The 25,399-nt window shown below is 67.5% G+C and carries 20 protein-coding genes; 11 read left to right on the top strand and 9 right to left on the bottom strand.

What is annotated here, in order from left to right; all coding sequences use genetic code 11:
• Both mutT and argJ read right to left on the bottom strand, forming a co-directional pair.
• Complete coding sequence (gene mutT / locus J2S76_RS21550; RefSeq protein ID WP_307063949.1) at window positions 1-411, bottom strand: 8-oxo-dGTP diphosphatase MutT; 411 nt, start codon at window positions 409-411, stop codon at window positions 1-3.
• Window positions 412-584: 173 nt separating this feature from the next.
• A complete protein-coding gene (gene argJ, locus J2S76_RS21545; protein WP_307063946.1) occupies window positions 585-1,823 on the bottom strand; it encodes a bifunctional glutamate N-acetyltransferase/amino-acid acetyltransferase ArgJ in 1,239 nt (412 codons plus the stop codon).
• A 1,501-nt stretch (window positions 1,824-3,324) separates the two neighbouring features.
• Between argJ and J2S76_RS21540 the strand changes: the two genes are divergently transcribed.
• The 3 genes from J2S76_RS21540 (at window position 3,325) to gmd (ending at window position 7,652) form a co-directional block, all read left to right on the top strand.
• Window positions 3,325-3,954 carry a TetR/AcrR family transcriptional regulator gene (locus J2S76_RS21540; RefSeq protein ID WP_307063944.1) on the top strand — a complete coding sequence of 210 codons (630 nt, stop codon included), beginning with the start codon at window positions 3,325-3,327 and terminating at the stop codon, window positions 3,952-3,954.
• Window positions 3,955-5,436: 1,482 nt separating this feature from the next.
• Window positions 5,437-6,426 carry a glycosyltransferase gene (locus J2S76_RS21535; protein WP_307063942.1) on the top strand — a complete coding sequence of 330 codons (990 nt, stop codon included), beginning with the start codon at window positions 5,437-5,439 and terminating at the stop codon, window positions 6,424-6,426.
• Between the two features lie 155 nt (window positions 6,427-6,581).
• Window positions 6,582-7,652 carry a GDP-mannose 4,6-dehydratase gene (gene gmd, locus J2S76_RS21530; protein WP_370874821.1) on the top strand — a complete coding sequence of 357 codons (1,071 nt, stop codon included), beginning with the start codon at window positions 6,582-6,584 and terminating at the stop codon, window positions 7,650-7,652.
• Between the two features lie 294 nt (window positions 7,653-7,946).
• On the opposite strand, the gene J2S76_RS21525 is transcribed toward gmd, so the two are convergent.
• Entirely contained in the window at window positions 7,947-8,957 is a 1,011-nt protein-coding gene (locus J2S76_RS21525; protein WP_307063937.1) for a peptidylprolyl isomerase, read from the bottom strand.
• A gap of 425 nt (window positions 8,958-9,382) precedes the next feature.
• On the opposite strand from J2S76_RS21525, the gene secA reads away from it, so the two are divergent.
• The gene (gene secA, locus J2S76_RS21520) at window positions 9,383-12,178 is read left to right on the top strand and encodes a preprotein translocase subunit SecA (RefSeq protein ID WP_307063935.1); all 2,796 of its coding nucleotides are present in this window, start codon (window positions 9,383-9,385) and stop codon (window positions 12,176-12,178) included.
• A 9-nt stretch (window positions 12,179-12,187) separates the two neighbouring features.
• On the top strand, window positions 12,188-12,592 hold the full coding sequence (locus J2S76_RS21515) for a nuclear transport factor 2 family protein (protein ID WP_307063933.1): 405 nt from the start codon (window positions 12,188-12,190) through the stop codon (window positions 12,590-12,592).
• Window positions 12,593-12,607: 15 nt separating this feature from the next.
• On the opposite strand, the gene J2S76_RS21510 is transcribed toward J2S76_RS21515, so the two are convergent.
• The 4 genes from J2S76_RS21510 to J2S76_RS21495 form a co-directional block, all read right to left on the bottom strand.
• On the bottom strand, window positions 12,608-14,236 hold the full coding sequence (locus J2S76_RS21510; RefSeq protein ID WP_307063931.1) for a L,D-transpeptidase family protein: 1,629 nt from the start codon (window positions 14,234-14,236) through the stop codon (window positions 12,608-12,610).
• Window positions 14,237-14,454: 218 nt separating this feature from the next.
• Complete coding sequence (locus J2S76_RS21505) at window positions 14,455-15,408, bottom strand: acetyl-CoA carboxylase carboxyltransferase subunit alpha (protein WP_307063930.1); 954 nt, start codon at window positions 15,406-15,408, stop codon at window positions 14,455-14,457.
• A gap of 117 nt (window positions 15,409-15,525) precedes the next feature.
• Complete coding sequence (locus J2S76_RS21500; RefSeq protein WP_307063928.1) at window positions 15,526-16,503, bottom strand: site-specific tyrosine recombinase XerD; 978 nt, start codon at window positions 16,501-16,503, stop codon at window positions 15,526-15,528.
• The gene (locus J2S76_RS21495; protein WP_018387451.1) at window positions 16,500-16,643 is read right to left on the bottom strand and encodes a hypothetical protein; all 144 of its coding nucleotides are present in this window, start codon (window positions 16,641-16,643) and stop codon (window positions 16,500-16,502) included. The genes J2S76_RS21500 and J2S76_RS21495 overlap by 4 nt, the downstream gene beginning before the upstream one ends.
• 234 nt (window positions 16,644-16,877) lie before the next feature.
• Here J2S76_RS21495 and J2S76_RS21490 point away from each other — a divergent pair, with 234 nt between their 5' ends.
• Genes J2S76_RS21490 through J2S76_RS21480 form a run of 3 tightly spaced genes read left to right on the top strand, consistent with a single transcriptional unit; the run spans window position 16,878 to window position 19,936 of the window.
• A complete protein-coding gene (locus J2S76_RS21490; protein ID WP_307063924.1) occupies window positions 16,878-17,468 on the top strand; it encodes a shikimate kinase in 591 nt (196 codons plus the stop codon).
• Complete coding sequence (gene aroB, locus J2S76_RS21485; RefSeq protein ID WP_307063922.1) at window positions 17,465-18,616, top strand: 3-dehydroquinate synthase; 1,152 nt, start codon at window positions 17,465-17,467, stop codon at window positions 18,614-18,616. Before J2S76_RS21490 ends, aroB begins: the two co-directional genes overlap by 4 nt.
• A gap of 9 nt (window positions 18,617-18,625) precedes the next feature.
• Window positions 18,626-19,936 (top strand): HlyC/CorC family transporter, encoded by a 1,311-nt coding sequence (locus J2S76_RS21480; RefSeq protein ID WP_307063921.1) that lies wholly within the window; start codon window positions 18,626-18,628, stop codon window positions 19,934-19,936.
• Between the two features lie 110 nt (window positions 19,937-20,046).
• On the opposite strand, the gene J2S76_RS21475 is transcribed toward J2S76_RS21480, so the two are convergent.
• Window positions 20,047-20,568, bottom strand: coding sequence for a hypothetical protein (locus tag J2S76_RS21475; protein ID WP_307063919.1), 522 nt, complete (start codon window positions 20,566-20,568; stop codon window positions 20,047-20,049).
• Window positions 20,569-20,859: 291 nt separating this feature from the next.
• On the bottom strand, window positions 20,860-21,171 hold the full coding sequence (locus tag J2S76_RS21470) for a BolA family protein (RefSeq protein WP_307063917.1): 312 nt from the start codon (window positions 21,169-21,171) through the stop codon (window positions 20,860-20,862).
• Window positions 21,172-21,408: 237 nt separating this feature from the next.
• Here J2S76_RS21470 and J2S76_RS21465 point away from each other — a divergent pair, with 237 nt between their 5' ends.
• The 3 genes from J2S76_RS21465 to cobT all read left to right on the top strand — a co-directional run bounded on the left by J2S76_RS21465 (window position 21,409) and on the right by cobT (window position 25,128).
• The gene (locus J2S76_RS21465; protein ID WP_018387457.1) at window positions 21,409-22,029 is read left to right on the top strand and encodes a J domain-containing protein; all 621 of its coding nucleotides are present in this window, start codon (window positions 21,409-21,411) and stop codon (window positions 22,027-22,029) included.
• A gap of 53 nt (window positions 22,030-22,082) precedes the next feature.
• On the top strand, window positions 22,083-23,069 hold the full coding sequence (cobS, locus tag J2S76_RS21460) for a cobaltochelatase subunit CobS (protein ID WP_307063915.1): 987 nt from the start codon (window positions 22,083-22,085) through the stop codon (window positions 23,067-23,069).
• A 79-nt stretch (window positions 23,070-23,148) separates the two neighbouring features.
• Window positions 23,149-25,128 (top strand): cobaltochelatase subunit CobT, encoded by a 1,980-nt coding sequence (cobT, locus tag J2S76_RS21455; protein ID WP_307063913.1) that lies wholly within the window; start codon window positions 23,149-23,151, stop codon window positions 25,126-25,128.
• Window positions 25,129-25,399: the final 271 nt, after the last annotated feature.

Genomic DNA, 25,399 nt, shown 5'->3' with positions numbered 1-25,399 from the left:
CTAGCGCCCCGGCCCCAGCAGGTCGAGCAGCACCGGGATCAGCGGCGCGTCGGCCGGCGGCATCGGGTAGTCGCGCAGCGCGCCCGGCTTCACCCAGGCGAGGCGCTGACCCTCGCGGCCTTGCGCCTGCCCCTCCCAGCGCCGGCAGATCCACAGCGGCATCAGCAGCTGGAAGTTTTCATAGGTATGGGAGGCGAAGGAGAGCGGCGCCAGGCACGGCTCCCTGACCGTGATACCCAGTTCCTCCTCCAGCTCGCGGATGAGGCACTCCTCCGGCCGCTCGCCTGGCTCCACCTTGCCGCCGGGAAACTCCCACAGCCCGGCCAGCGACTTGCCCGCCGGCCGCTCGGTCAGCAGCACGCGGCCATCTGCATCGACAAGGGCGGCGGCGGCGACGAGGATGAGTTTCATGAGCAGCTCCGCAGAATCCGACTTCAGGCCCGAAACGCATCATGGCCGGGCCAACACACCCTCACCTTCGCCGTGGCCAACGCCCTGAAAAAGGCGTGGATCCCCGGGACGAGCCCGGGGATGACGGAGCTTTCTAACCCGTCACGTCTCGGCCGGCGATGTCCGGTCCGCTCTCAGGAACGGTAATCGCCATTGATGGCGACATATTCCTTAGTGAGGTCGCAGGTCATCACCCGGTCCGCACCGCGCCCGAGGCCGAGATCGACGGTGATGTCGATCACATCGTTCTTCATGTAGGCGGAGACTTCGCCCTCGTCATAGGCGGGGTCGCGCGCACCTTCATGCGCCACGCGGATGGCGCCGAACGAGATGGAGAGACGGTCGCGCTCGGCCGGCTCGCCCGCCTTGCCCACGGCCATGACGATACGGCCCCAATTGGCGTCCTCGCCAGCTACCGCCGTCTTCACCAGCGGCGAATTGGCGATCGACATGGCGATGCGCCGGGCGGAGCGCTTCGAGGTCGCGCCGGTGACATGGATCTTCACCAGCTTGCGGGCGCCTTCGCCATCGCGCGCCACCTGCTCGGCAAGGTCCGCCAGCACGCCGGTCAGCGCCTTACGGAAACGGCCAAGGCGCGGGTCCTTGGCATCATCGATGCGCGGCGCGCCGGAGGCGCCGGTGGCGAACAGCATCAGCGTGTCGGAGGTCGAGGTGTCGCCGTCAATGGTGACGGCGTTGAAGCTGTCGGTCACGCCCTTGGAGAGCAGGGCCTGCAGCGCCGGGGCCTCGATGGCCGCATCGGTGAAGACGAAGGAGAGCATGGTCGCCATATCAGGCGCGATCATGCCGGCGCCCTTGGCGATGCCGGCGATCGTCACCTCCACCCCGTCGATCTTCACCTTTGCGGTGGCAAGCTTGGGGAAGGTGTCGGTGGTCATGATCGCCTTGGCCGGCTCGATCCAGGGCAGCGGCGCCAGACGCGTTGCGGTCTCCGCCAGCACGCCCTCAAACTTGGTGGCGTCCAGCGGCTCGCCGATGACGCCTGTCGAGGCGAGGTAGATCTCCTCTTCCCGGCAGCCGAGCGCCTTGGCGGCGATCTTGGCGGTGAGCGCGGTCGATTCCCGGCCCTTGGCGCCGGTGAAGGCGTTGGCATTGCCGGAATTCACCACCAGCGCCCGCGCCGTGCCGTTCGGCAGATTGGCGCGGCACCACTCGACCGGCGCCGAGGGACATTTGGAACGGGTGAACACCCCGGCGACGCTGGTGCCGGCATCGAGCGTCAGCAGCAGCACATCGGTGCGGCCCTTATAGCGGATGCCCGCCTCGGCGGTGGCGAAGCGCACCCCGGCCACGGGGCCGACCTCGGGCGTGGTCTTGGGGGCGAGCGGGGAGACGGGAGAAGCGTGGGCCATCGGGGGAACTCGATCGCGGGAAAGGGCCGGACCGATGTGCCCGAGATGCGCAACATCCGCAAGACGATGGCGCGCCGAAGGCCGTACGCGCGCCTATTTCACACTGGCCGCGCGGACAGGCCAGCCGAGCTGGCGCGGTCTCGCCGTGGCAGCCCCCCGACGAAGCAGCTGCCCGGACGCTTTTGGCCTCGCCGCACCGGCATCGGCAACCGGACCTGCAGGGCCGGACCTGCCCCCCTTCGCGCGGCGCGCGGTTACAAACGGCCCACATCGCCGCGTCTGATCCGCTGCGGCAGGCAAACGGTATGGCCGCGCCTACCGCAAGCGCCCGGCCGGTCGCGCCTGTGCCGCCGCAGCGCGCCGGACCGACCCGCGCAGCCGCGTCAGACCCGCATGACCGTGCCGGGCCGGCTCGGGAAACGTCACCCAACGGCCGGGTGTAACCATTCGGCCCCAGGGCCCGCCCCTCCTCGCGCGCCACATGGTGCGAGCGGTCCCCATAACCATAGCTCATCTGCATGACCGGCCCTGATCGGGCTTCGACATGGGACCCATGGGGCGGAGTCCAGCCCCGCCGGTTCCGCAGGACCGCACATGCTCGGCCGGTCGGGAACACATTCGACGGCTGCGTTTGGCCACCCGGCCCGCTTGGCCTGCATGGCCGCGTCTGATCCGCTGCGGCAGGCAAACGGTATGGCCGCGCCTACCGCAAGCGCCCGGCCGGTCGCGCCTGTGCCGCCGCAGCGCGCCGGACCGACCCGCGCAGCCGCGTCAGACCCGCATGACCGCTCCGGGCCGCGCTCGGGAAACGTGACCTAACGGCCGGGTGTAACCATTCGGCCCCAGGGCCCGCCCCCCTCCTCGCGCGCCACATGATGCGAGCGGTCCCCATAACCATAGCTCATCTGCATGGCCGGCCCTGATCGGGCTTCGACATGGGACTCATGGGGCGGGGTCCAGCCCCGCCGGTTCCGCAGGGCCGCACATGCTCGGCCGGTCGGGAACACACTTGATGGCTCCGTTTGGCCACCCGGCCCGCTTGGCCCGCATGGCCGCGTCTGAGCGCGCTTGGCCGACCTGACGCGAACGGGCGCATCCGTCCGCCGACAGCCCAGGATCGTCGACCCCGCACCACACCGCCCATCGGCGCCGGATCCGCCGACAGCCTTTACCTTTGCGGCGGATAGGGTGAGAAAGAGATGTCAATCCTGCGGCTGATTCGTTCGCCTCATCGCCAGCTCTGAGGAGCCTGATCGGGCCGCACGGGCTTGGCGATAGGGTGCCCCCCGGCCGATGAGGTCCCGGCAAGGCTTAGCCGGCTGATTTGAAAAAATGTAGAAGTTGCGCTACTTTATAATCGATACGGAACGTACCGTTTCAAGAGTCAGAACGTTTCGTTTCATTTGGATTTGCGCGGGAAGGGCGTTGCGCGGCGGTCTCGGGGCAGGCACCTGGAACGACGCCATGATCGTCTCTACATCCACCAGCGTGGTTAAGGAAGATGGTTAACGGAACCATTCGGCAAAGGCCTTTTCATGACGGTGGCCCCCGCGGCCGCCGGAGTTCGGCCGGCCCACGCCGCAGCAAGGCGGCGGCCGAGGCCATTCTGGAGGCGGCGGAGGCGGTGCTTGGCGAGGCGGGCTATGCCGGATTCACCATCGAGCAGGTGGCGCGGCGCGCGGGCGCCGGCAAGCCGACCATTTACCGCTGGTGGAGCGGCAAACCGGCCCTGCTGATCGAGATCTATGCCCGGCAGCCGCTCGACCTGTCCGGCACCAACACCGGCTCGCTGCAAGGCGATCTCGTCGCCGCGCTGGGTCGCCTGCTCGCATTCTGGCGAGACACGCCAGCTGGCGAAGCGTTCACCGCCCTGCTGGTGGAAGCCCAGCACGACCCGGCGGCGCTGGACATGCTCCGGGCCTTCGTCGCTGAGCGCAGCTTTTCCCTGGCCGACCTGTTCAATCGCGCCGCGCGGCGCGGGGAACTGGCGCCGGATTTCGCTCTGGCCGCCGGCCTCGATCTGGTCAGCGGCTATGTCTGGGCGCGCCTGCTGACGCGGCGGCTGGAGGATGACGCCGACAGCCTCGCATCCGCCGCCCGGCTGATGGCGCGCGGTTGCCTTCATCGCTGAGCGCGCTCCGCACCCGTCCCGATCTCGGCGGGGGAACCGGCGACGCGCCGGCGTGCTCACCGCCACTGAGTTTTTCCTTCGAGCGGTGCCAGCGTCCGCCCCAGACGAAGACGGACCGATGAAGAGCGCGAGCTTCACCGAAAATCATCGCGGTCTTGCAGGAGCATCAGGCCAGCGCGACGAGAGCCGATCTTGCGCACAGGCATGGGCTCTGGGAGGCGCGCAATCGACAACTGGACGGCCGAATTCGGCGGATGGACGTGTCCGAGGCCAGCCGGCGGAAGGCGCTCGGCGACGAGAGCGCAAGGTTGAGGAAGCACTTGGCCGAGCAGAGGCGGCGCTTCGTGCAGCCCTTGCGAAATGGCCGCCCCCTCCCTCCGCCAGGCGCGCGGGTCGCGCGTTTGCGGGCCGTCATGGACCTGACGGAGCGACGAGGCTGCCAGATCGTCACCGCCGATCGGAAGACCGTCCGCCACCACTCGTGCCGGCCACCGGACGGCGATCAGCGAGCGACACGGGCGAATGGGGGGGATCGTGTCCGGTCTATGCACGGAATACAACGGCAACGCCATGCGCGCCTGGCGCCGCGACACCCTGTTGAGGGGCGTCATCTCACCGGGCGCGCCGATGCAACGCGGCTTTGTGGAAAGCTCCAACGGCCGTGGAGGCGATGAGGAAATCGCCGCACCGTAAACGGCTGTACGCGCTTGCCCCGCCCGAGACGGCAGCCGCCGAGACCACCACGGTCAGTCCGCCCTGGCTGGCGATATTGAGATGTGGGCGGGTCCCTCAGCCGCCGGTTCTGCCCGCACCAGCGGCCGCCACCGCTCGCACCAATGATTGTGACTGACCGCGACGCCTCGCCCCGCCGGCCGACTCTGCGCGCCCCCCCCCCTGCGCCGCCGGGGCGCACTCAAAGATCTCCATTCCCATCGACTGCCGCACGCCGATCAGGGCGGCCCACATTGCCCCTCAGCGAAGGGGGGAAAGCGCCCAGCCCGGATTGGCCATCTCGTTCAACGATCGGACCTTCACCATAAACCGGTCGCCGACACGAGGCGCGGCCGTCGCGGCGCGAAGGCGGACGCCCGCCATGGGGGATTGAAGCACTCATCCCGCCGCACTAATGTTTGGCCGCTTACCGGCGCAGTCAAAGCTAGAATGGCGGCGTCTTGAAGAGATATTCCGCGCGGCTGGCCGTCAAATTCGCTTCTGATCTCAGCAGCATCTTTATTCGCGCTGTAGAATTGACCGAAGTGCGGCCCGAGAGTTCGGCTCGTTGAGGATGTCGGCGAAGCGATGAGGTCCTCAAACAAGTTGATGAGTGGATGGAGGTCGCTGCGCTGCGCGCGGGTGAACTGTCCGCCCGCTCTGGCAAAGCCTTGCTGGCTTCGCGGCCTCAGTCGCCGGAATCAAACGCCCGGGCTCGACATTGTGGGATATCTCCTCTCCGAAATCGGGCTTGGAGAAGCGGCGCGACTGATGGTGGCCGCGCTTGATGTGGGGGGCATTTCCGCAGGGTTGATCAACGCTCCCCTCCCGGGGCGCATGTCGGAACCGGCCATGGCGGAGCGGCTTGCCGCATCGTCCCAGCACCGCACGGCGCTGACCATCTGCGGTGCGAACGACCTTGGCATGTTCGCAAGCCGGACGTGCCGCCATCAAGCCAACATCGCCTATCCTTACTGGGAATTGCCCACCTTTCCCGCAGCGTGGAAAGGCCTGTTCGACGGCTTCGACGCCTATTGGGCCCCGACGACCTTCATTCAGAACGCTCTTGCAAGCGCCCAGCCCAAAGCTGTCACCCTTGTTCCCCAGCCCATTTACCTGCCGGATGAGCCCAGGCCGCAGGTCTTCCGCGCCCCGCTGAAGTTCTACACCTTCTTCGACTTCGATTCCTACGCCTCGCGAAAGAACCCCTTCGGCGCAATTAATGCGTTCCGCACAGCCTTTCCAACGGGCCGGGAGGATGCCCTGCTGCGCGTCAAGGCACGCGGCAAAGATTCAGAAGCTGGGCGGCTGACGGAACTCCTCGCAATTGCCCGGCAGGATCCACGCATCGAGATTATCGACAAGACCCTCACCCGGGACGCCATGTCGGCGCTGATGGATGAGTGCAATGTGTTCGTGTCCCTCCACCGCTCGGAAGGATTTGGACTTGGATGCGCCGAAGCCCTGGCACGCGGCAAAGCCGTGGTGGCCACCGATTTCGGTGGCACGCGCGACTTCATCAATGAGCAAACCGCCTATCCCGTCGGTTTCACCAAGGTCACGCTGAAGGCTCACGATTATCTTGGTGCCGAGGGCAATTACTGGGCAGAGCCAAGCATCGAGCACGCCGCCAGCCTCATGCGGCGTATCTATGATGACCCTTCGCAGACCGCCGATCGGGCGCTGGCGGGTTTCGCCCACCTCAAGACGCACAATTCGTTTGAATCGGTGGGGCGGCGTATAAAAGAGTATCTGGCCTGACCTGAAATAGAAGCGCGTCCTCGCCCACCCTTTCCTCAGATGAAGTGAAAGGAAGACGGACTCGCACGGCAACGCGCATGATTTCTGGCGCGGCACGCGCAGATCGTGAGCCGGATCTAAACATCGCAAAACCGCTCGAAAACCGCTTGAATGGTATGTATGTATGCAGCGATGGTTGCAGGATCGCCCAACCGCGTGCGGAGTTCAAGGTGAAGAAGGCGCTGATCACGGGCATCACCGGGCAGGATGGCAGCTATCTCGCGCGCCTCCTGCTCGACATGGGGTATGAGGTAACCGGCACCGTCCGCGCCAGCTCGCAGGCCAAGATGACGCGCCTGCGCAAGCTGGGCGTGGCCGACGCCGTGCGGCTGGTTGATGTCGACCTGAGTGAAATCAACAGCATCAACCGCGCCATTCGCGGGACGGCTTTTGACGAGGTCTACAATCTGGCAGCGCAGAGTTTTGTCGGGTCCTCCTGGGACCAGCCGATCTACGTCGCCGATGTGAATGGCCTGGGTGTCGTGCGTCTCCTCGATGCTCTGCGCACCTATTCCCCCCAGACCCGCTTCTATCAAGCGTCGACCTCGGAGATGTTCGGCCGTGTGAGGGCGGTGCCGCAGAACGAGGAAACGCCCTTCCATCCCCGCTCGCCCTATGGCGCGGCCAAGGTGTATGGCCATTACATCACCGTCAACTACCGCGAATCCTTCGGGCTTCACGCTTCGTCCGGCATTCTCTTCAACCATGAGAGCCCCGTGCGCGGCGCCGAAATGGTGACACGCAAGATCACATTGGCACTGGCCCGCTTCGCCCATGGCGATCATGTGCCGGTGGAACTCGGCGATCTCGATGCGCGTCGCGACTGGGGCTTTGCCGGCGATTATGTCGAAGGCATGTGGCGCATGCTGCAGCAGGATGTGGCGGAGGACTACGTTCTGGCCACCGGCATCACGACGCCCATTCGGGACTTCGTGCGTTTTGCAGCCGAGGCGCTCGGCCTTGACCTGACATGGTCCGGCACGGCGGAGGCCGAGCACGCCGTCGACCGTCGGAGCGGTAAGGTTGCCGTCAAGGTCAACCCGCGATTCTACCGGCCAGCCGAAGTCGACCTTCTTCTCGGCGACGCAACAAAGGCCCGCACCCGGCTGGGCTGGCAACCCAAGGTCACCGTCCGCGAGCTCGCGGAAATGATGGCCACGTCGGATTATGACGACTGGCGCGCCTAGAGGGTCGCCCAAGGGCCTCTTCGGATGGCGATCCACGCCGTGCGGCACCTTCTCAGCTGAGCATCTGGCTCCATTCGGACCTCGGCACGGCCGGGGATCTCGGCGCGCTGGCAAGGCGGGGGCAGCGTCTCCCCGCCGGGCCATCATCGGCGGCGGTCGGTCCCGCGCGAGGGCAAAGAAAAAGCCCCGGACCTCACCGGTCCGGGGCCTTTCTTGGTGCCGCGCCGTCCGAAACGGCGCGTCGAGCGCAATCCGATCAGCGTGCGTTGCCGGCTGATCGGCGCGTGCTCCCGATCACGGCGTCGGCTTGGCGGGGGTAGCGGCGGGCGGGGTGAGGAGGTCGCCGGGCTTCGGCGCCGCCTCGGTCTTCTCCACCTTGGCGGCGTCGCGGGTCTTCTGCACCACCTCGGCCTGCGCCTTCTGCGCCACGAACTGCTCGATCTGCGGCTTCACTTCCTCGAAGGTCGGCACCGGCCGCTCGCGCGTTTCCTCAAGCTTGATAACGTGCCAGCCGAACTGGGTCTTCACCGGCTTGGAGACTTCGCCGGGCTTCAGCTCGAAGGCGACTTCGGCGAATTCCGGCACCATCTGCTCCTTGGTGAAGAAGCCGAGATCGCCGCCATCGGCCTTGCCCGAGGGATCCTCGGTCAGCTCGGTGGCCAGCTTGGCGAAGTCCGCGCCCTTCTTCAGCTGGGCCTCGACATCCTGCGCCTTCTTCTCGGCAGCGGCGCCCGAGGCCGGGTCCTTCGGGTCGGCGCGGAACAGGATGTGGCGGGCGCGCACTTCCTTCTCCGGCTTCTGCTGCGCCACGGCTTCCTGGTAGGTCTGCTTCATCGCCTCGTCGGTGAGGGCAGCCTTGGTGGCCTTGGTGAGAATGGCCTGCATCAGCACGCGCTTGCGGATGAATTCCATCTCGCGCTTGAAGGCATCGGTCTCATAGAGCTTCTCGGCCTCGGCGGCCTGCGCCATAGCGTTGAGGTCGATGAGGAAGCCGAGCACATATTCGTCGCGCGCCGGGCCCTGGATCTGCTGGGGCAGGTTCGGGGCCAGTTCGGCGGCGGCGGCGGTTACGTCGCTGCGGCGGATTGGCGTGCCGTTGACGGTGGCGAGCACCGGGTCATCGCTCTGCGCGGCGGCGGTCGCCGGGGCGGGTGCCGCTGCGTCCTGGGCGAGCGCGGGCAGCGCCGGAAGGAAGGCCGTGCCGATCAGGGCGGCGAGAAGACCGGCGCGCAGCGGGCTGGAGGTGACCCGGCCGGCGGGGCGATGGGCCGCCTTGGGCGCGGTGTGCGGGCTATGACGGGTCATGGAGCGTTCCTCAATTTTCGGTTGGCCGCTGCGGGGCCGCGAAAGCTGGCCCAGCCGGGTTCAGGTTGCAAGCGTGTAAGATCACCGACGCCAGATTTTTCGCCGCCGGAGCGTCGGGGACGGGACCGCCGGGGCGATGGCTTGCAGGTTAGCAAAACTGTCGTCCGGCCTGCGATTGACAACCCCCAAACCCGTTCATAAGTGTGGCACGCGGTGCGGGTTCTCGCCGGCACTCGCGCTTATGTGACGCAAGAACCCGCAAGCCGTTCGCGGCGGCCCGGCCCTGAAGACCCATTTCGGCCGCAAATGGCGTCTCGATGAGGCTTCAGCCCGCGCGCTCGCGCCCGCAGCTTGCTCAAGAGGATGCGGCGGCCCGTCACCGCCCGTCCGACACCTGCTCCTGGCGGACTCGGATTGGAAGTCTCATGTTCGGCGCTCTCGCGCGAAAGCTCTTCGGATCGGCCAATGACCGCCGCGTGCGCGGCTATCAGCCCAAGGTCGCGGCCATCAACGCGCTCGAACCGGAGCTGAAGGCGCTCTCCGACGAGGCTCTGCGCGCCCGCACCATTACCTTCCGCGAGCAATTGGCCAAGGGCGCAAGCCTGGACGACCTGCTGGTCCCGGCCTTCGCCACCGTGCGCGAGGCGTCCCGCCGGGCGCTGGGCCAGCGGCATTTCGACGTGCAGCTCATCGGCGGCATGGTGCTGCATGAGCGCGGCATCGCCGAGATGCGGACCGGCGAAGGCAAGACCCTGGTCGCCACCGCGCCGGTCTATCTCAACGCGCTGACCGGCAAGGGCGTCCACGTCGTCACGGTCAACGACTACCTCGCCAAGCGCGACGCCGAGTGGATGGGGCGCGTCTACCGCTTCCTCGGCCTCACCACCGGCATCATCCATCACGGCCTCGACGACAATGAGCGCCGCGCCGCCTATGCCTGCGACGTCACCTACGCCACCAATAACGAGCTCGGCTTCGACTATCTGCGCGACAACATGAAGTATGAGCTGAACCAGATGGTCCAGCGCCCGCACTTCTACGCCGTGGTCGACGAGGTGGACTCGATCCTGGTCGACGAAGCCCGCACGCCGCTGATCATTTCCGGCCCGCTCGACGACCGCTCGGACTTCTACACCACCATCGACGCCTATATCCCCAGGCTGACGAAGGAGGATTACGACGTCGACGAGAAGCAGCGCTCGGTCGCCCTGACCGAAGCCGGCATGGAAAAGGCCGAGAACCTGCTGCGCGACGCCGGCATCCTCAAGGGCGAGAGCCTCTACGACATCGAGAATGTCTCGGTCGTCCATCACGTCAACCAGGCCCTGCGCGCCCACACGCTGTTCCAGCGCGACAAGGACTATATCGTCCGCAACAATGAAGTCGTCATCATCGACGAGTTCACCGGCCGCATGATGCCGGGCCGGCGCTATTCGGAAGGGCTGCACCAGGCTCTGGAAGCCAAGGAGCGGGTGCAGGTCCAGCCCGAGAACCAGACGCTGGCCTCCATCACCTTCCAGAACTATTTCCGCATGTATGAGAAGCTGGCCGGCATGACCGGCACGGCCAATACCGAGGCGGCGGAGTTCCAGGACATCTACAATCTCGAAGTGATCGAGATTCCGACCAACCTGCCGGTGCAGCGTGTCGACGACGATGACGAGGTCTACCGGACGGCGACCGAGAAATACAACGCCATCATCGACCTCATCACCGACTGCAAGAGCCGTGGCCAGCCGGTGCTGGTCGGCACCACCTCGATCGAAAAGTCGGAACTGCTGGCCGAGCTGCTGAAGAAGCGCGGCTTCAAGCAGAAGGACTTTTCCGACCCCGACGCCTTCCGTCCGCTCTATGACGGCGACCAGGGCACGGCGGACGACCAGGTGTTCGCGGTGCTCAATGCCCGCCACCATGAGCAAGAATCCTACATCGTCAGCCAGGCCGGCGTGCCCGGCGCCGTCACCATCGCCACCAACATGGCCGGCCGCGGCACCGACATCCAGCTCGGCGGCAATGCCGACATGCGGATTTCCCACGAACTCGGCGACATGCCGGAGGGCGAGCAGCGCGCCGCCGCCGAGGCCCAGATCCGTGCGGAAGTCGGCAAGCTGAAGGCGAAGGCGCTGGAAGCCGGCGGGCTCTATGTCATCGGCACCGAGCGGCACGAGAGCCGGCGCATCGACAACCAGCTGCGCGGCCGCTCCGGCCGCCAGGGCGACCCCGGCCATTCGCACTTCTTCCTTTCGCTGGAAGACGATCTTATGCGGATCTTCGGGTCGGACCGGCTCGACGGTATGCTGCAGAAGCTCGGCCTCAAGGAGGGCGAGGCCATCGTCCATCCCTGGATCAACCGGGCGCTGGAGAAGGCGCAGCAGAAGGTCGAGGCGCGCAATTACGACATCCGCAAGAACCTGCTGAAATATGACGACGTGATGAACGACCAGCGCAAGGTGGTGTTCGAGCAGCGCGTCGAGCTGATGCAGGACGAGGACGTCGCCGAGACGGTGGCCGAGATGCGCCACGGCATCATCGAGGACATCGTCGTCAAGCATGTTCCCCCCAGTGCCTATCCCGAGCAATGGGACACGGAGGGCCTTGCCGAGCAGCTCCAGCGCGTGCTGGGGCTCGACCTGCCGGTCAAGGAATGGGCGGCCGAGGAAGGCATCGCCGACGAAGAGATGCGCGAGCGCGTGCAGCGCCGGGCCGACGAGGCGATGGCGCTGAAGGCGGCCAAATACGGCCCCGACATCATGCGCTATGTCGAGAAGTCGATCCTGCTGCAGACGCTGGACCATCTCTGGCGCGAGCATCTGGTGACGCTCGATCATCTGCGCCAGGTCATCGGCCTGCGCGGCTATGCCCAGCGCGACCCGCTGAACGAGTACAAGTCGGAAGCCTTCCAGCTGTTCGAGGCCATGCTCGCCAATCTGCGCGAGGCCGTGACCGCCCAGCTGATGCGGGTCGAGGTGATGGCCGCGCCGCAGACCGACGACATGCCGCCCATGGCGCCGCACCATATCGACCCCGCCACCGGCGAGGACGAGTTCGCGCTCGCCGATGCCGAGCTCGCCGCCGAGGCGACGCTGGCGCCGGCCGACGACCCCGCCGCGCCGCCGCGCAACCCCGATGACCCCTCCACCTGGGGCCGGGTTGGGCGCAACGAGGCCTGCCCCTGCGGCTCGGGGCTCAAATACAAGCACTGCCACGGCAAGTTCGTCTGAGGCAGGGCAATGAGCGGCGGCGCGGTGCAGGATGATCCGACTGAGGCGGACCTGCACAGCGTCGCAGCCGCCGAGCGGCTTCTGTGCGCGGCCGCTCTCGCCGGCGATGTCGCCGCGCTCGATGCGCTGCTGGCCGACGACCTGGTCTTCGTCAACCAGTTCGGCCACGTGCTGAGCAAGCAAGACGATCTCGACCTTCACCGCACCGGCGCGTTTGCGCTGGAGACGCTGGCTTTTTCGGACTACCGCTTGAGTTCGATCGCCCCGGGCGTGGTGCGGGCGGTACTGCGGGCCGATGCCAGCGGCACGGCGGGTGGCGCGCCCTTCGAGGCGAAGCTGCGCTTCACCCGCATCTGGCGTCGCGAGCCGGCCGGCTGGCGGGTTGCCAGCATCCACAGTTCTGTCATCGCCTGAAACGGCGCGCTGCGCCTACTGAACCGTGGAGAAGCTGCCCGGCGCCAGGATGCCGGCGGCGCCCGGCAGGGTCGGCACGGTGCCGGACACCGCTTCGCCGCTGGACGACGCCACCGAGGGACGGGCGGGAGACGCCGCACCTGCAGCCGGCGCGGCAATGGGAGCCGGCTGGCTGGCGCGGGGTGTCTGCGGCGGGGCGGCGGGCACCGTCGTAGCCTGGCGCGGCACCGGCGGACGGACGGGCGGCACCGGCACATCGGCGATCGGCTCGGCCGGGGCGGCCGCCGGCGGCGTGCTGCCGCCAAACCAGTTCTTCAGGCTGTCGAGAAAGCCGCCATTGCTGCCGGCATCGAGCGCCGCGACCTGCGGCAGCGCCGCGCGCTCGGGCGGCCGGGCCTGTGCGTCGGCCGGCGCGCTCGCGGCCTGGGGCGGCGCGGCAGCCGCCGGCGCGGCCACAGCGTCGGCCGGCTTCGTCTCAGTGGGAGCGAGGGCGCCGAACAGGCTGAAGAGCCCGCCCGTGGCCGGGGCGGCTGCGACCGCGGTGCGCGGACCACCCGGCGCGTCGTCAGGACGCGGCGCCGGCAGCGGCACGGCGGCGGTCTCGCTCACCGTGTCGGCGGTGGCGAGCGCGATGCTCTCGGCCGGCGCTGGCTCGGTGGTGGAAACGCCATAGTCGCTGCCGGGCGGCTTCACCACCGGCGGCAGCGAACCCGGGGCGGAAAGCTCGGGATTTTCCAGCTTGGCGAGGAACACCTTGTGCATGCCGCCATCCTTGCCGGTCTTGACCGGGGCGGCGGGCTGCAGCGCGCCGGCGCTGGCGATCTTGGTGCTGACGTCCTTCTGGCGGGCGGCCACCGCCTCCTCCAGCCCTTCCGGCATGGTGTAGTCCGGGCAGGGAGCGGAGGCCTGCAGCTTCTGGCTCGGGTCCGCCGGGGTGGCGTTGAACACGTAGCGCTTGCCGCAATAATCCACCTTGGGCGGCGCCTTGGTGATCTCGAACACGTCGCTGCCTTCCTTCAGCATCTTCCAGAAGGCGAGGTTCGGGTTGTTGCGGTGGCGCACCAGATTGTCGGTGCTCATCCGGAACGGATAGGCCTGCACCTGGAACGAGCGCTGGCCGCCATAGAAGCTCTCGCGGCCCAGCGCGAAGATTTCCTGCACCTGCTCGTCGGTCATGGCGTAGCAACCGCGCGAGGAGCAGTCGCCATGCACCATCAGATTGCTGCCCGAGCGGCCCCAGGCGCGGTCATAGGCATTGGGAAAGCCGAGGTCGAAGGCGAGGTAATAGCTGGAATTCGCGTTCATCTGGCCGGGGGTGATGGTGTAGAAGCCCTCCGGCGCCTGCCGGTCACCTTCCCGCACCTTCGGCCCCAATTCGCCGGACCAGCGGCAGATCGGGTAGGTCTTCAGCAGTTCATAGTCGCCGCTATTGGTTTCCTTCCAGACCTCCAGCTCGGATTCTTCCTTGAAGATCCGGACCACGATCGGGCTGGACTTGGTCATGTCCTTTTGCTGAATCAGCGCCAGCGTCTGCGGCGACAGGGTCTTGCTGGCCTTGGACATCGGCGAGTTGCTGTCGCCGCCATTGCAGCCGGCAAGCACCAGCGCCGCACAGCCGGCAAGCAGGGCCGCGCGCCAACGCACGCCGAACCCCCGGTCACGCGCCTGGCGCGAGAGGCTCGAAAACCCGTGAAACCTCAACCCCGGAGTCTCCCCGAAAGCCCGATGCCCAAAGCACCGGCCCAAAGCGTTATACCGCAGCGATGGCGTCCGCAATCCCGCCCCGCGCACCCACTGCATCACCCCTTTGCGAGGGGCCGGCACGTCGGCACAGCACGTCACCTTGGCCGGAGCCGGCAGGCTCAGAGGTTCCGGCCGATGGCGAGGAACTTCTCGCGGCGCGCCTTGCGCAGCGCCGCCGGGTCCATTCCATCCATTTCGCCGAGCGCCGCCTCGATGGCGTCGCCCGCCGCCTGCATCGCCACCTCGGGGGCGCGGTGGGCGCCGCCGGGGGGTTCGGCGATGATCGAATCGATGACATGGAAGCGGAGCAAGTCCTGCGCCGTGATCTTCATGTTCATCGCGGCTTCCTGCGCCTTGGCGGTATCGCGCCAGAGAATCGAGGCCGCTCCTTCCGGCGAGATCACGCTGTAGATCGCGTGTTCCAGCATCAGCACCCGGTTGGCCGTGGCTATGGCGATCGCGCCGCCGGAGCCACCCTCGCCGATGATGACGGCAACATTGGGGACGCCGAGCGAGAGGCAGGCATCGGTGGAGCGGGCGATGGCTTCGGCCTGCCCGCGCTCCTCGGCGTCGAGGCCTGGGAAGGCGCCGGCCGTGTCAACCAGCGAGATCACCGGCAGCGAGAAACGGTCGGCCAGTTCCATCAGCCGCACCGCCTTGCGGTAGCCTTCGGGCCGGGCCATGCCGAAATTGTGCTTGATACGGGTTTCCGTGGTGGAGCCCTTTTCCTGCCCGATCAGGCAGACGGCGCGGCCGCGAAAGCGCGCGAGGCCGCCGAGAATGGCATTGTCGTCGCCGAACTTGCGGTCGCCGGCCAGCGGGTCGAACTCTTCGAACAGGCTGGCGGCATAGTCGGAAAAGTGCGGGCGCAGCGGGTGGCGCGCCACCTGCGTCTTCTGCGAGGGGGAGAGATTCGCGTACAGCTGGAGCAGCGCGTCGCGCGCCTTGCCCTCCAGCCGGGTTATGTCGTCGCCAATGGCGACCGCATCGCCCTGCGCCGCCATGGCGCGCAATTCTTCCAGCTTGGCCTCAAGCTCGGCCACGGGCTTCTCAAAATCGAGGTAGCTGCGCATTGGAAATGACTGAACCGGCTGACAAGGTAAGGGGGGCCGCCCGGAGGGGAAACCCGCGAAGTTGCGCGGAAGCTGCCCCGAGAGGGTGGCGACGTCAAGGCAAGGCCGCAAATGCGCTTAATCGCCGCTGCCATCGCTGAGCGGATGCAGGTCGCGCACCAGGCTTTTCAGCCGCTCATCCAGCACATGGGTATAGATCTGCGTGGTCGAGATGTCGGCATGGCCAAGCAGTGTCTGCACGATGCGCAGCTCCGCCCCATGCGCCAGGAGATGGCTGGCGAAGGCATGGCGCAGCACATGCGGCGAGAGCCGGGCGGGGTCGAGCCCCGCCGCCAGAGCGAGGTCCTTCAGGTCCAGCGCCACCTGCTGGCGGGTGATGTGGCCGCTGGCGGCGCCGGAGGGGAACAGCCAGCGCGCGCGTGGCGGCGGCGCCGTGCCCGGCCCCTTGCCCGCCTTGCCGGCGCTCGCGGTCTCCAGCGCGGCGCGGTAGTGCCTCATCGCCGCCTTGGCCGGCTCGCCCAGCGGCACCAGCCGCTCCTTATTGCCCTTGCCGCGCACGATGAGGGCATCGCCCTTCATGGTCGCCGCCGAGGCCGGCAGCGCCGCCAGCTCGGAAACGCGCAGGCCGGTGGCGTAGAGCAGTTCGATAAAACAGGCCGTGCGTGCCCGCCGCGCGCCTTCCGCAAAGCTCGACACCGCCTCGCCGGCCCGCGCATGGGCGGTGGCGATGAGGCCGCTCACCTCCTCCAGAGTCAGCACCTTGGGCAGAGGCCGGCTGCGGCGCGGGCCTTCCAGCACGGCGGCGGGGTCGTCGCCGCGATGGCCTTCGGCATAGAGAAAGCGGTGGAACTGGCGCACCGCCGAGAGTTTTCGCGCCACGCTAGCGCTGGCGAGCCCGCGCACGGAGAGTGACGCGAGCCAGGCGCGCAGCTGCGCTGTCCCGGCGGCCAGTGCGTGCGAGCCCTGCGTCGCCAGAAACCCCTCATAATCCTCTAGGTCGCGCTGATAGGCACCCAGCGTGTTCGCCCCGGCCCCGCGCTCGGCCGCCATCATGTCGAGAAACAGCCGCGCCTGTCCGGGCGCCGGCGCGTTCATTTGGCGAACCGATCCGGCGGCACCACGATGCTCATCTCGCGCATTTGCGGCTTCACCAGCGTGGCGAACGCCCACAGCGTGCCATAGCCGATGCCGCCGAGAATGCCGAGGATGACGAGAAGACGGATGAGGCTCGGCATGGGGGAGCGGGGCCTTGCGCGATTCGATGGAGGGTGGTGGCGATCCTAAGGCCTTTGGCCGGCCGGCGGAAACGCGCCCGACCCGGGCGATGTCGGTTTCACCCTGCCATTTCTGTCTGAACGGAGCGTTACAGTGCCACCGCCGCGCCCGGCGGCTTCCCATTGCGTCACCCTCGCATTGCGTCACCCTTGCGCCAATGCTAGTCCGCGCTTCGTTTGAGCGAGCAGGGTGCGATGACGGCGGAACCCGAACAGGATGAGACGGCAGCGCGCCTGCGCGAGCTTCAGGGCGCGCGCTCCATCGTGCTTGTCGGCATGATGGGCGCCGGCAAATCCTCGGTCGGCAAGCGCCTCGCCCGCCGCCTCGCTCTGCCCTTCGCCGATGCCGACACCGAGATCGAGACGGCGGCGGGCATGACGATCCCCGAGATCTTCGCCCTGCGGGGCGAGCCCGCCTTCCGCGATGGCGAGAAAAAGGTGATCGCCCGCCTGCTGGAGGCCGGGCCGATGGTGCTCGCCACCGGCGGCGGCGCCTATATGAGCGAGGAGACGCGCGCCGCCATCGCCGCCCGCGGCATCTGTGTGTGGCTCAAGGCCGAGCTCGACGTGCTGCTGCGCCGCGTGCGCCGGCGCGATGACCGGCCTCTGCTGAAGAATGATCCGGAGGGAACGCTGGCGCGGCTGATCGACCAGCGCTATCCGGTCTATGCGCTGGCGGATGTCACCGTGGTGTCGCATGACGTGCCGCAGGACGTGATGGTCGACACGGTGATCGAGGCGCTCATTGGCCATCTCGCCGCGCCGGCCTCGGGAGACGAGATATGAACATGCCCGCCGCTTCTGCATCTGTCGCCCCCGCCGCCAACCGCACGCAGCTGCGCGTCGGGCTCGGCGAGCGCTCCTATGACATCGTCATCGGCCCGGGCCTGCTGGCCGAGGCGGGGGCGCGCATCGCCGCCCTGCGGCCGGGTGCCCGCGTCGGTATCGTCACCGACCACAATGTCGCCGACCGCCATCTCGGCACGGTGGAAACGGCGCTGCGCGAGGCCGGCCTGTCGCCCACCCCGGTGCTGGTCGCGCCCGGCGAGAAATCGAAATGCTTCGCCGTGTTCGAGGAAGTGGTGGACGCCCTGCTCGCCGCGCGGATCGAGCGCGGGGACCTTGTCCTGGCGCTGGGCGGCGGCGTGGTGGGCGATCTCGCCGGCTTTGCGGCGGCGGCGCTGCGGCGCGGGGTCGATTTCGTCCAGGCCCCGACCAGCCTGCTGGCGCAGGTCGATTCCTCCGTCGGCGGCAAGACCGGCATCAATTCCCGCCACGGCAAGAACCTCGTCGGCGCCTTCCACCAGCCCATTCTGGTGCTGGCCGATACCGGCGCCCTCGACACGCTGCCGCTGCGCGAGTTCCGCTCCGGCTATGCCGAGGTCGCCAAATACGGGCTGATCGACAACGCCCCGTTCTTCGCCTGGCTGGAGCGCAAATGGCAGGCGGTGTTCGGTGGCGGGCCCGAGCGTATCGAGGCCATCGCCACCAGCTGCGCTTCCAAGGCCGCCGTGGTCAGCCGCGACGAGAAGGAGACGGGCGATCGCGCCCTGCTCAATCTCGGCCACACATTCGGCCACGCGTTGGAAGCGGGCGCCGGCTTCTCGCAGCGCCTGCTGCATGGCGAGGCGGTCGCCATCGGCATGGCGCAGGCCTTCCGCTTCTCGGCGGCGCAGGGCTTGTGCGCGCAAGGCGATGCGGCGCGGGTGGAGGCGCATCTGCGCAGCGTCGGCCTGCCGACGCGCATCGCCGACATTCCCGGCGCGCTGCCGGACACGGACGGGCTGATGGCCCTGATCGGCCAGGACAAGAAGGTGTCGCGCGGCGCGCTCACCTTCATCCTCGCCCGCGGCATCGGCCAGAGCTACATCGCTCGCGACGTCGACCCTTCACAGATCCGTGCCTTCCTTGAGGTGGAACGCCAGCCCAGCTAAGAAGGCGCCATGACCGCATATGACTGGATTGCCCTCAGCGCCGTTATCATCTGTCTTCTGCTGTCTTTTTTCTTCTCGGGAAGCGAAACGGCACTGACCGCCTCCTCCAAGGCGCGGATGCACACACTCGAAAAGAACGGCGATGTCCGCGCCGCGCTGGTGAACCGGATGATGGGCCAGCGCGAGCGCCTCATCGGCGGCATTCTGCTGGGTAACAATCTCGTCAACATCGCGGCGTCCTCGCTGACAACCGGGCTACTGCTCGCCTGGTTCGGCACCGCCGGCATCGCCTATGCGACGGTGGGCATGACGATCGTCGTCGTCATCTTTTCCGAAGTCCTGCCCAAGACCATCGCCATCAACCACCCTGACCGCGTCTCGCTGCTGGTGGCGGGGCCGATCCGCTTCATCGTCGGCCTGTTCGGGCCGCTGACGCTGGCGATCGAGGCGCTGGTACGGGCCCTGCTGCGCGCCATGGGCGTGCCGCTCGGCGCCACCACCAACGTGCTTTCCGCGTCGGAGGAACTGCGCGGCACGGTCGACCTGCTGCACCGCGAGGGCAGCGTGGTGAAGGACGAGCGCGACATGCTCGGCGGCCTGCTCGACCTTGGCGAGCTGGAAGTCTCCGACATCATGGTCCACCGCACCAAGATGGCGAGCCTGAACGCCGACGAACCGCCCGAGCGGATCGTTCACGAGGTGCTCGCCTCCCCGCACACCCGCCTGCCGCTGTGGCGCGATCGGCCGGACAACATAATCGGTGTGCTGCACGCCAAGGACCTGCTGCGCGAGCTGATCGCTCTTGGCAACGACGCCACCAAGCTCGATGTCGAGAAGATCGCCCGCGCCCCGTGGTTCGTGCCCGACGTCACCTCGCTGCCCGACCAGCTCAAGGCCTTCCGCCGCCGCAAGCAGCACTTCGCCCTCGTCGTCGACGAATATGGCGAGGTGATGGGGCTGGTGACGCTGGAGGACATTCTGGAGGAGATCGTCGGCGACATCTCTGACGAGCACGACAAGGCCTTCACCGGCGCGCGCCGCAACCCGGACGGCTCGGTCAGCGTCGAGGGCACGGTGGCGATTCGCGACCTCAACCGGGCGATGGGCTGGCACCTGCCGGACGAGGAGGCCACCACCATTGCCGGCCTCGTCATCCATGAGGCCCGCATCATCCCGGAGCCGGGGCAGGCCTTCATGTTCCACGGCTTCCGCTTCCAGGTGATGCGTAAGCAGCGCAACCGCATCACCCTGCTGCGCATCTCGCCGCTGCGGCGGCCTGCGGTGGCGGCGCCCGGAAGCGCCGCCGGCCGTAAGGCTTAGAGCACGCGCCGACCGGCTTGCAACGCAAGCGGATCGGATAACGCGTTCTCTCGCTTCGAGTTAGAGGGCGAATGACCGACCAGATTGATTCGATCGGATCGGATCGCGCTCTAGCCTTTCGCGTCGCGGCGGGCCTGGGCTGCCTTGGTACGCTGGGAGACGCGGCCCACCTTTCCGGGATGCACCGTGGTGCGCCGACGTCGACTGGCGATGACCTGCATGCCCTCATTGGCGGTATCGGCGGCCGCGTGCGAGGCGTTGAAATTCTCGCGCCGCATCGCCAGGGCCCTCTCGGCAATCTCGGCCTGCGGCGCCCGCGCCGCGATCCGCGCCCGACGGTCGATCTCCCGACTGAGCCGCTTGACGGCAGCGGCGAACACCTGTTTGCGCTGGCTCGGGCGCTCCTGGGTGCCGGGAAAGCTGCCGCCGCGCGGCTCGGCCTTGCCGCGCGAGATGCGCCGCTTCTCCCGCGCCAGGGTCCGTTCCTTTTCCTGCAGGTCGCGCAGACGCTTGCGGGTCGCCTGGAGATCCTCGCCGGCCACATCATAGATATCGGGGTGATGCGTCAGGCGGACAATCTCGTATTCCTCGTGGCTGATCAGGCTTCGTTCGGCCTTGTTCGTCAACGACATCAGCAACCTCCCACATTGAGATAATCAGGCTGTGCTGCCTTGCGAAGAAGGATCGCACGCGCAGGGAATGCGAGCCATTCAACGCGGCAGCACACCTTGAACATGGAAGGGAGGAGCGAAAAGACAACGCCCTGCCTCTGCGTCACTCCCGCCCAGCGCGCGGACGTGATCGACAGCGCGGGGTGTCCTGCGACGCCCGCTTCCTTGGTGGCAGGCCTTTCGCGCTACTGGATAAAAGCGCCCGCGCTTCCTATATCGCGCAGGCCGCTGACGGGAGGACGCGCGCCGGGGCTACTCGCCGGGCGCCTTGGCTTCGATGGCGAGTGCGTGCAGGCCGCGCGCAATCTCGTCCGCCAGCAGGCCATTCACCAGGCGATGGCGCGCCAGCCGGCTCTGGCCGAGGAACGCCTGCGCGACAATTCGCACGCGAAGATGCGTCAGCTGACCAGGACGATGCCCGCCATGGCCTTCATGCCGATGACTTTCATCCTCAAGTTCCAGGACGCTCGGCGACAATTCGGCCAGCGCCGCCCGGACGCGGGCCAGTGCCTGCGCGACGGCATCATCGGAGGGCGTGGGCGGGCGTGGGATTTGCGTGCTCATGAACGATGCGGTACGCCCACCCCCTAGCCGCGTCAACATTTCGCCCTCGCCTTCCCCCGACCCGATGCAACCGCAATCGGGTGGGACACTCCTTCCCCCTCACCGGGTACGGTGAGGGAATTGTCGATTCCGCCCACCGCGATCTGATCGGCCCAGCGCCCCGTATGTCTCTTCAGGGCGGTGACGAACCAGCGGTTTCTTGTATACCTGCTCCAGCAACAGCATAATCGTCGGACCATGAAGCTCGACTCCCCTCTCTTCGATCGCATCCGCGTGAAGCCCGATCGCGATCGCCGCCTGAAGGCGGAAGGCCCCGCTTGCGAGTGGGAGGGCTGCTGCAACCCCGCGACTCATCGCGCGCCGAAGGGCCGGCAGATGGAGGGGCAGTTCTGGCGCTTCTGCTTCGAGCATGCCCGCGCCTACAACCAGTCGTATAATTATTTCAACGGCATGGCGGACGACGCCGTGGCGGCCTACCAGAAGGACGCGGCCACCGGCCATCGCCCGACCTGGAAGATGGGCTCGAAGGGTGGCGCCGCCCGCGCCGCCGAGCACGCCAAGCGCCACGCGACGGAAAACATCGCCGACCCGTTCGGCATGTTCGGCGAAGTGGGCGGGCGCGCCCGGCCGGAGCCGGAGGCGCCGCGCGAAAGCCGGATGATCCGCAATGCCGAGCGCCGCGCCTTCGAATCCCTCGGTGTGGAGATTTCCGCCACGCCCGAGGAGATCAAGGCCCGTTTCAAGGTGCTGGTGAAAAAGTACCACCCCGACGCCAATGGCGGCGACATTTCAACCGAGGACCGTCTGCGCGACGTGATCCAGTCCTATAATCATCTCAAGAATGCGGGCTTCTGCTAGGAAGCACGTGTGCCAGACCAGCCCGCGCGACCACGCGCGGCAACGGAGGAAGAATGACCGCCCCGCTCACGCAAGCGCCCGCGCTGCCGGACATGAAGGTCTCTGTTCGTCAGGTGTTCGGCATCGATGTCGATCTGGATGTGCCGGCCTATGCCGAACCGGACGCCCATGTGCCGGAAATCGATCCCGACTACCTGTTCGACCGGCCGACCACCCTCGCCATTCTCGCCGGCTTTGCCCATAACCGCCGGGTGATGGTCACGGGCTATCACGGCACCGGCAAGTCGAGCCATATCGAGCAGGTCGCTGCCCGGCTCAACTGGCCCTGCGTGCGCATCAACCTCGACAGCCACATCAGCCGCATCGACCTGATCGGCAAGGACGCCATCGTGGTGCGCGACGGCCTGCAGGTCACCGAATTCCGCGACGGCATCCTGCCCTGGGCCTACCAGAACAACGTCGCCCTGGTGTTCGACGAATATGATGCCGGCCGCCCGGACGTGATGTTCGTGATCCAGCGCGTGCTCGAATCCGCCGGTCGCCTGACGCTGCTGGACCAGAACCGGGTCATCCGCCCGCACCCCGCCTTCCGCCTGTTCTCGACCGCCAACACGATCGGCCTCGGCGACACCACCGGCCTCTATCACGGCACCCAGCAGATCAATCAGGCGCAGATGGACCGCTGGTCCATCGTCACCACGCTGAACTATCTGGCCCATGACAAGGAGGTCGACATCGTCGTCTCCAAGGCCAAGAACCTGCAGACCCCGGAAGGCCGCGACGTTGCCGCCCGCATGGTGCGCCTGGCCGATCTCACCCGGCAGGCCTTCATCAATGGCGACCTGTCGACCGTGATGAGCCCGCGCACCGTCATCACCTGGGCCGAGAACGCCGAGATCTTCCAGGAGCTGGCCTTCTCGTTCCGCGTCACCTTCCTCAACAAGTGCGACGAGCTGGAGCGCCCGCTGGTGGCCGAGTTCTACCAGCGCTGCTTCGGCAAGGAACTGACCGAGTCGGCCATCAACGTCGTCATGTCCTGACGGCCATCCTCGGGACCGGCCGGCCGCCGGTCCCGCCTTCTCTGTTCCGAGAGAGGGCTGCCCATATCCAAGGCTTGCCATGTCCACGTCGAACCGCACCAGCCGCACCCCGCCCAAGGAAGCCCCGACCGAGCCGCTGAAGCGCGCCGTCACCGGCTGCCTGCGTGCCATTGCCGGCAATCGCGAGATCGACGTGACCTTCGGCTCGGAAAAGCCCGGCTTTGCCGACGGGCGCGCGCGCCTGCCCGAGCCCGCCCGGCGCATGTCGAAGCAGGACGCCGCCATCATGCGCGGCCATGCCGATTCCATGGCGCTGCGCATGGCCTGCCATGATCCCAAGGTGCATCAGCGGCTGGTGCCGATGGGCCAGGAGGCACGCGCCGCTTTTGAAGCCGCCGAGCAGACGCGCTGCGAATCGCTCGGCGCCCTGCGGATGGACGGGGTGGCGCTGAACCTGTCGGCCATGCTGGAGGACCGCTACCAGAAGGCCAATTACGCCAATCTGGCCGACCGCTCCGACGCGCCGCTGGAGCATGCGCTCTCGCTCATCCTGCGCGAGCGCATGACCGGCATGGCCCCGCCCGCCGCGGCGCGCGAGATGGTCAATCTGTGGCGTGGCTTCATCGAGGAGCACGGCGCCAGCGCGCTCGACGAGCTTTCCGGTGCCGCCGACAATCAGGCCCGCTTTGCCGAGGCGATGCGCGACCTGCTCTCCTCGCTCGGCATGGGCGAGGACATCGCCCCCTTCGACGAGAACAACGACCCCTCCACCGAGGCCGATGACAGCCGCGACGACGACAACGGCAAGGGCAGCGACAGCGAGGAAGAGGACAACGCCGAGGGCCAGACCGAGGTCGATTCCGACCTGTCCTCTGACCAGAACCCGGAAGAATCCGAGGAACAGCAGGACCAGCCCAATTCCGAGCTTTCCGACGATGCGGAGCTGGGCGAATCCGACGATGCCTCCGAGCCGTGGAAGCCGGAAAACGCGGTGCCGGCCGAGCCGCGCCCACCCGAATACCACCCCTTCACCCCGCGCTTCGACGAGACGGTGAACGCCGACGAGCTGTGCGACGCCGATGAGCTGGCGCGGCTGCGCGCCCATCTCGACAAGCAGCTGGTGCATCTGTCCGGCATCGTCGCCCGCCTTGCCAACCGGCTGCAGCGCAAGCTGATGGCGCAGCAGAACCGTGGCTGGGAATTCGACCTCGAAGAGGGCATGCTCGACCCGGCGCGCCTGCACCGCATCATCCTCGACCCGATGCAGCCGCTCTCCTTCAAGCGCGAGCGCGACACCGATTTCCGCGACACCGTCGTCACGCTGCTGCTCGACAATTCCGGCTCGATGCGCGGGCGCCCGATCACGGTCGCGGCCGCCTGCGCCGATATTCTGGCCCGCACGCTGGAGCGCTGCGGCGTGAAGGTCGAGATTCTCGGCTTCACCACCAAGGCGTGGAAGGGCGGGCAGGCGCGCGAGGCGTGGCTCTCGGCCGGCAAGCCGGGGGCGCCGGGGCGGCTGAACGACCTGCGTCACATCATCTACAAATCCGCCGACGCCCCCTGGCGCCGCGCCCGCCGCAATCTCGGCCTGATGATGCGCGAGGGGCTGCTGAAGGAGAACATCGACGGCGAGGCGCTGGAATGGGCGCATAACCGCCTGCTGGCGCGCACTGAATCGCGCCGGATCCTGATGATGATCTCCGACGGCGCGCCGGTCGACGATTCCACCCTGTCGGTCAATCCCGGCAATTATCTGGAGCGCCATCTGCGCTGGATGATCCAGCAGATCGAGGACAAGTCCCCGGTCGAGCTCATCGCCATCGGCATCGGCCATGACGTGACGCGCTACTACAAGCGCGCCGTCACCATTGTCGACGCCGAGGAACTGGGCGGCGCCATGACCGACAAGCTGGCGGAACTGTTCGGCGAGCAGGGCGCGCGCGCCAGCGCCAAGGAACAGAAGGGCCGCAGCGCCGCGGCCTTCGCGCCGGCGGCCAAGGCCGGCAAATCCACCGGCCGCGCCTCCCCCGCCCCGCTGTCCACCCGCCGGGTGAAGTGAGCGGCACGGGCGCGCGGTTTCCTGCATACCGTTCCGCACGCTGTCATCCCGGCCGCAGCGAAGCGGAGAGCCGGGATCGCGCCCCGAGGTGCGGGAGACGATCCCGGATCGCCCTGCGGTCGTCCGGGATGACAGCGTGCACCGATCCGACAACGCCCCCTTGAATGTCCGGTGGCCCGCCCCATATAGGCATCAACCCCGTCAGAACAGGGCTTCCGGCACGTTGGCACCTCGTCAGTGCCTCGCCGGATGAGGGGCGGTCAGGACGGAT

The sequence above is a fragment of the Ancylobacter vacuolatus genome (assembly GCF_030813595.1).
Classification (GTDB): domain Bacteria; phylum Pseudomonadota; class Alphaproteobacteria; order Rhizobiales; family Xanthobacteraceae; genus Ancylobacter; species Ancylobacter vacuolatus.
This window is presented reverse-complemented; position numbering and strand designations above follow the sequence as displayed.

What these genes read in the sequence shown, in the direction of transcription:
- mutT (WP_307063949.1), bottom strand. Translation starts at nt 411, where the DNA reads ATGAAACTCATCCTCGTCGCCGCCGCCGCCCTTGTCGATGCAGATGGC.
- argJ (WP_307063946.1), bottom strand. Translation starts at nt 1,823, where the DNA reads ATGGCCCACGCTTCTCCCGTCTCCCCGCTCGCCCCCAAGACCACGCCC.
- J2S76_RS21540 (WP_307063944.1), top strand. Translation starts at nt 3,325, where the DNA reads ATGGTTAACGGAACCATTCGGCAAAGGCCTTTTCATGACGGTGGCCCC.
- J2S76_RS21535 (WP_307063942.1), top strand. Translation starts at nt 5,437, where the DNA reads ATGGTGGCCGCGCTTGATGTGGGGGGCATTTCCGCAGGGTTGATCAAC.
- gmd (WP_370874821.1), top strand. Translation starts at nt 6,582, where the DNA reads ATGTATGTATGCAGCGATGGTTGCAGGATCGCCCAACCGCGTGCGGAG.
- J2S76_RS21525 (WP_307063937.1), bottom strand. Translation starts at nt 8,957, where the DNA reads ATGACCCGTCATAGCCCGCACACCGCGCCCAAGGCGGCCCATCGCCCC.
- secA (WP_307063935.1), top strand. Translation starts at nt 9,383, where the DNA reads ATGTTCGGCGCTCTCGCGCGAAAGCTCTTCGGATCGGCCAATGACCGC.
- J2S76_RS21515 (WP_307063933.1), top strand. Translation starts at nt 12,188, where the DNA reads ATGAGCGGCGGCGCGGTGCAGGATGATCCGACTGAGGCGGACCTGCAC.
- J2S76_RS21505 (WP_307063930.1), bottom strand. Translation starts at nt 15,408, where the DNA reads ATGCGCAGCTACCTCGATTTTGAGAAGCCCGTGGCCGAGCTTGAGGCC.
- J2S76_RS21500 (WP_307063928.1), bottom strand. Translation starts at nt 16,503, where the DNA reads ATGAACGCGCCGGCGCCCGGACAGGCGCGGCTGTTTCTCGACATGATG.
- J2S76_RS21495 (WP_018387451.1), bottom strand. Translation starts at nt 16,643, where the DNA reads ATGCCGAGCCTCATCCGTCTTCTCGTCATCCTCGGCATTCTCGGCGGC.
- J2S76_RS21490 (WP_307063924.1), top strand. Translation starts at nt 16,878, where the DNA reads ATGACGGCGGAACCCGAACAGGATGAGACGGCAGCGCGCCTGCGCGAG.
- aroB (WP_307063922.1), top strand. Translation starts at nt 17,465, where the DNA reads ATGAACATGCCCGCCGCTTCTGCATCTGTCGCCCCCGCCGCCAACCGC.
- J2S76_RS21480 (WP_307063921.1), top strand. Translation starts at nt 18,626, where the DNA reads ATGACCGCATATGACTGGATTGCCCTCAGCGCCGTTATCATCTGTCTT.
- J2S76_RS21475 (WP_307063919.1), bottom strand. Translation starts at nt 20,568, where the DNA reads ATGTCGTTGACGAACAAGGCCGAACGAAGCCTGATCAGCCACGAGGAA.
- J2S76_RS21470 (WP_307063917.1), bottom strand. Translation starts at nt 21,171, where the DNA reads ATGAGCACGCAAATCCCACGCCCGCCCACGCCCTCCGATGATGCCGTC.
- J2S76_RS21465 (WP_018387457.1), top strand. Translation starts at nt 21,409, where the DNA reads ATGAAGCTCGACTCCCCTCTCTTCGATCGCATCCGCGTGAAGCCCGAT.
- cobS (WP_307063915.1), top strand. Translation starts at nt 22,083, where the DNA reads ATGACCGCCCCGCTCACGCAAGCGCCCGCGCTGCCGGACATGAAGGTC.
- cobT (WP_307063913.1), top strand. Translation starts at nt 23,149, where the DNA reads ATGTCCACGTCGAACCGCACCAGCCGCACCCCGCCCAAGGAAGCCCCG.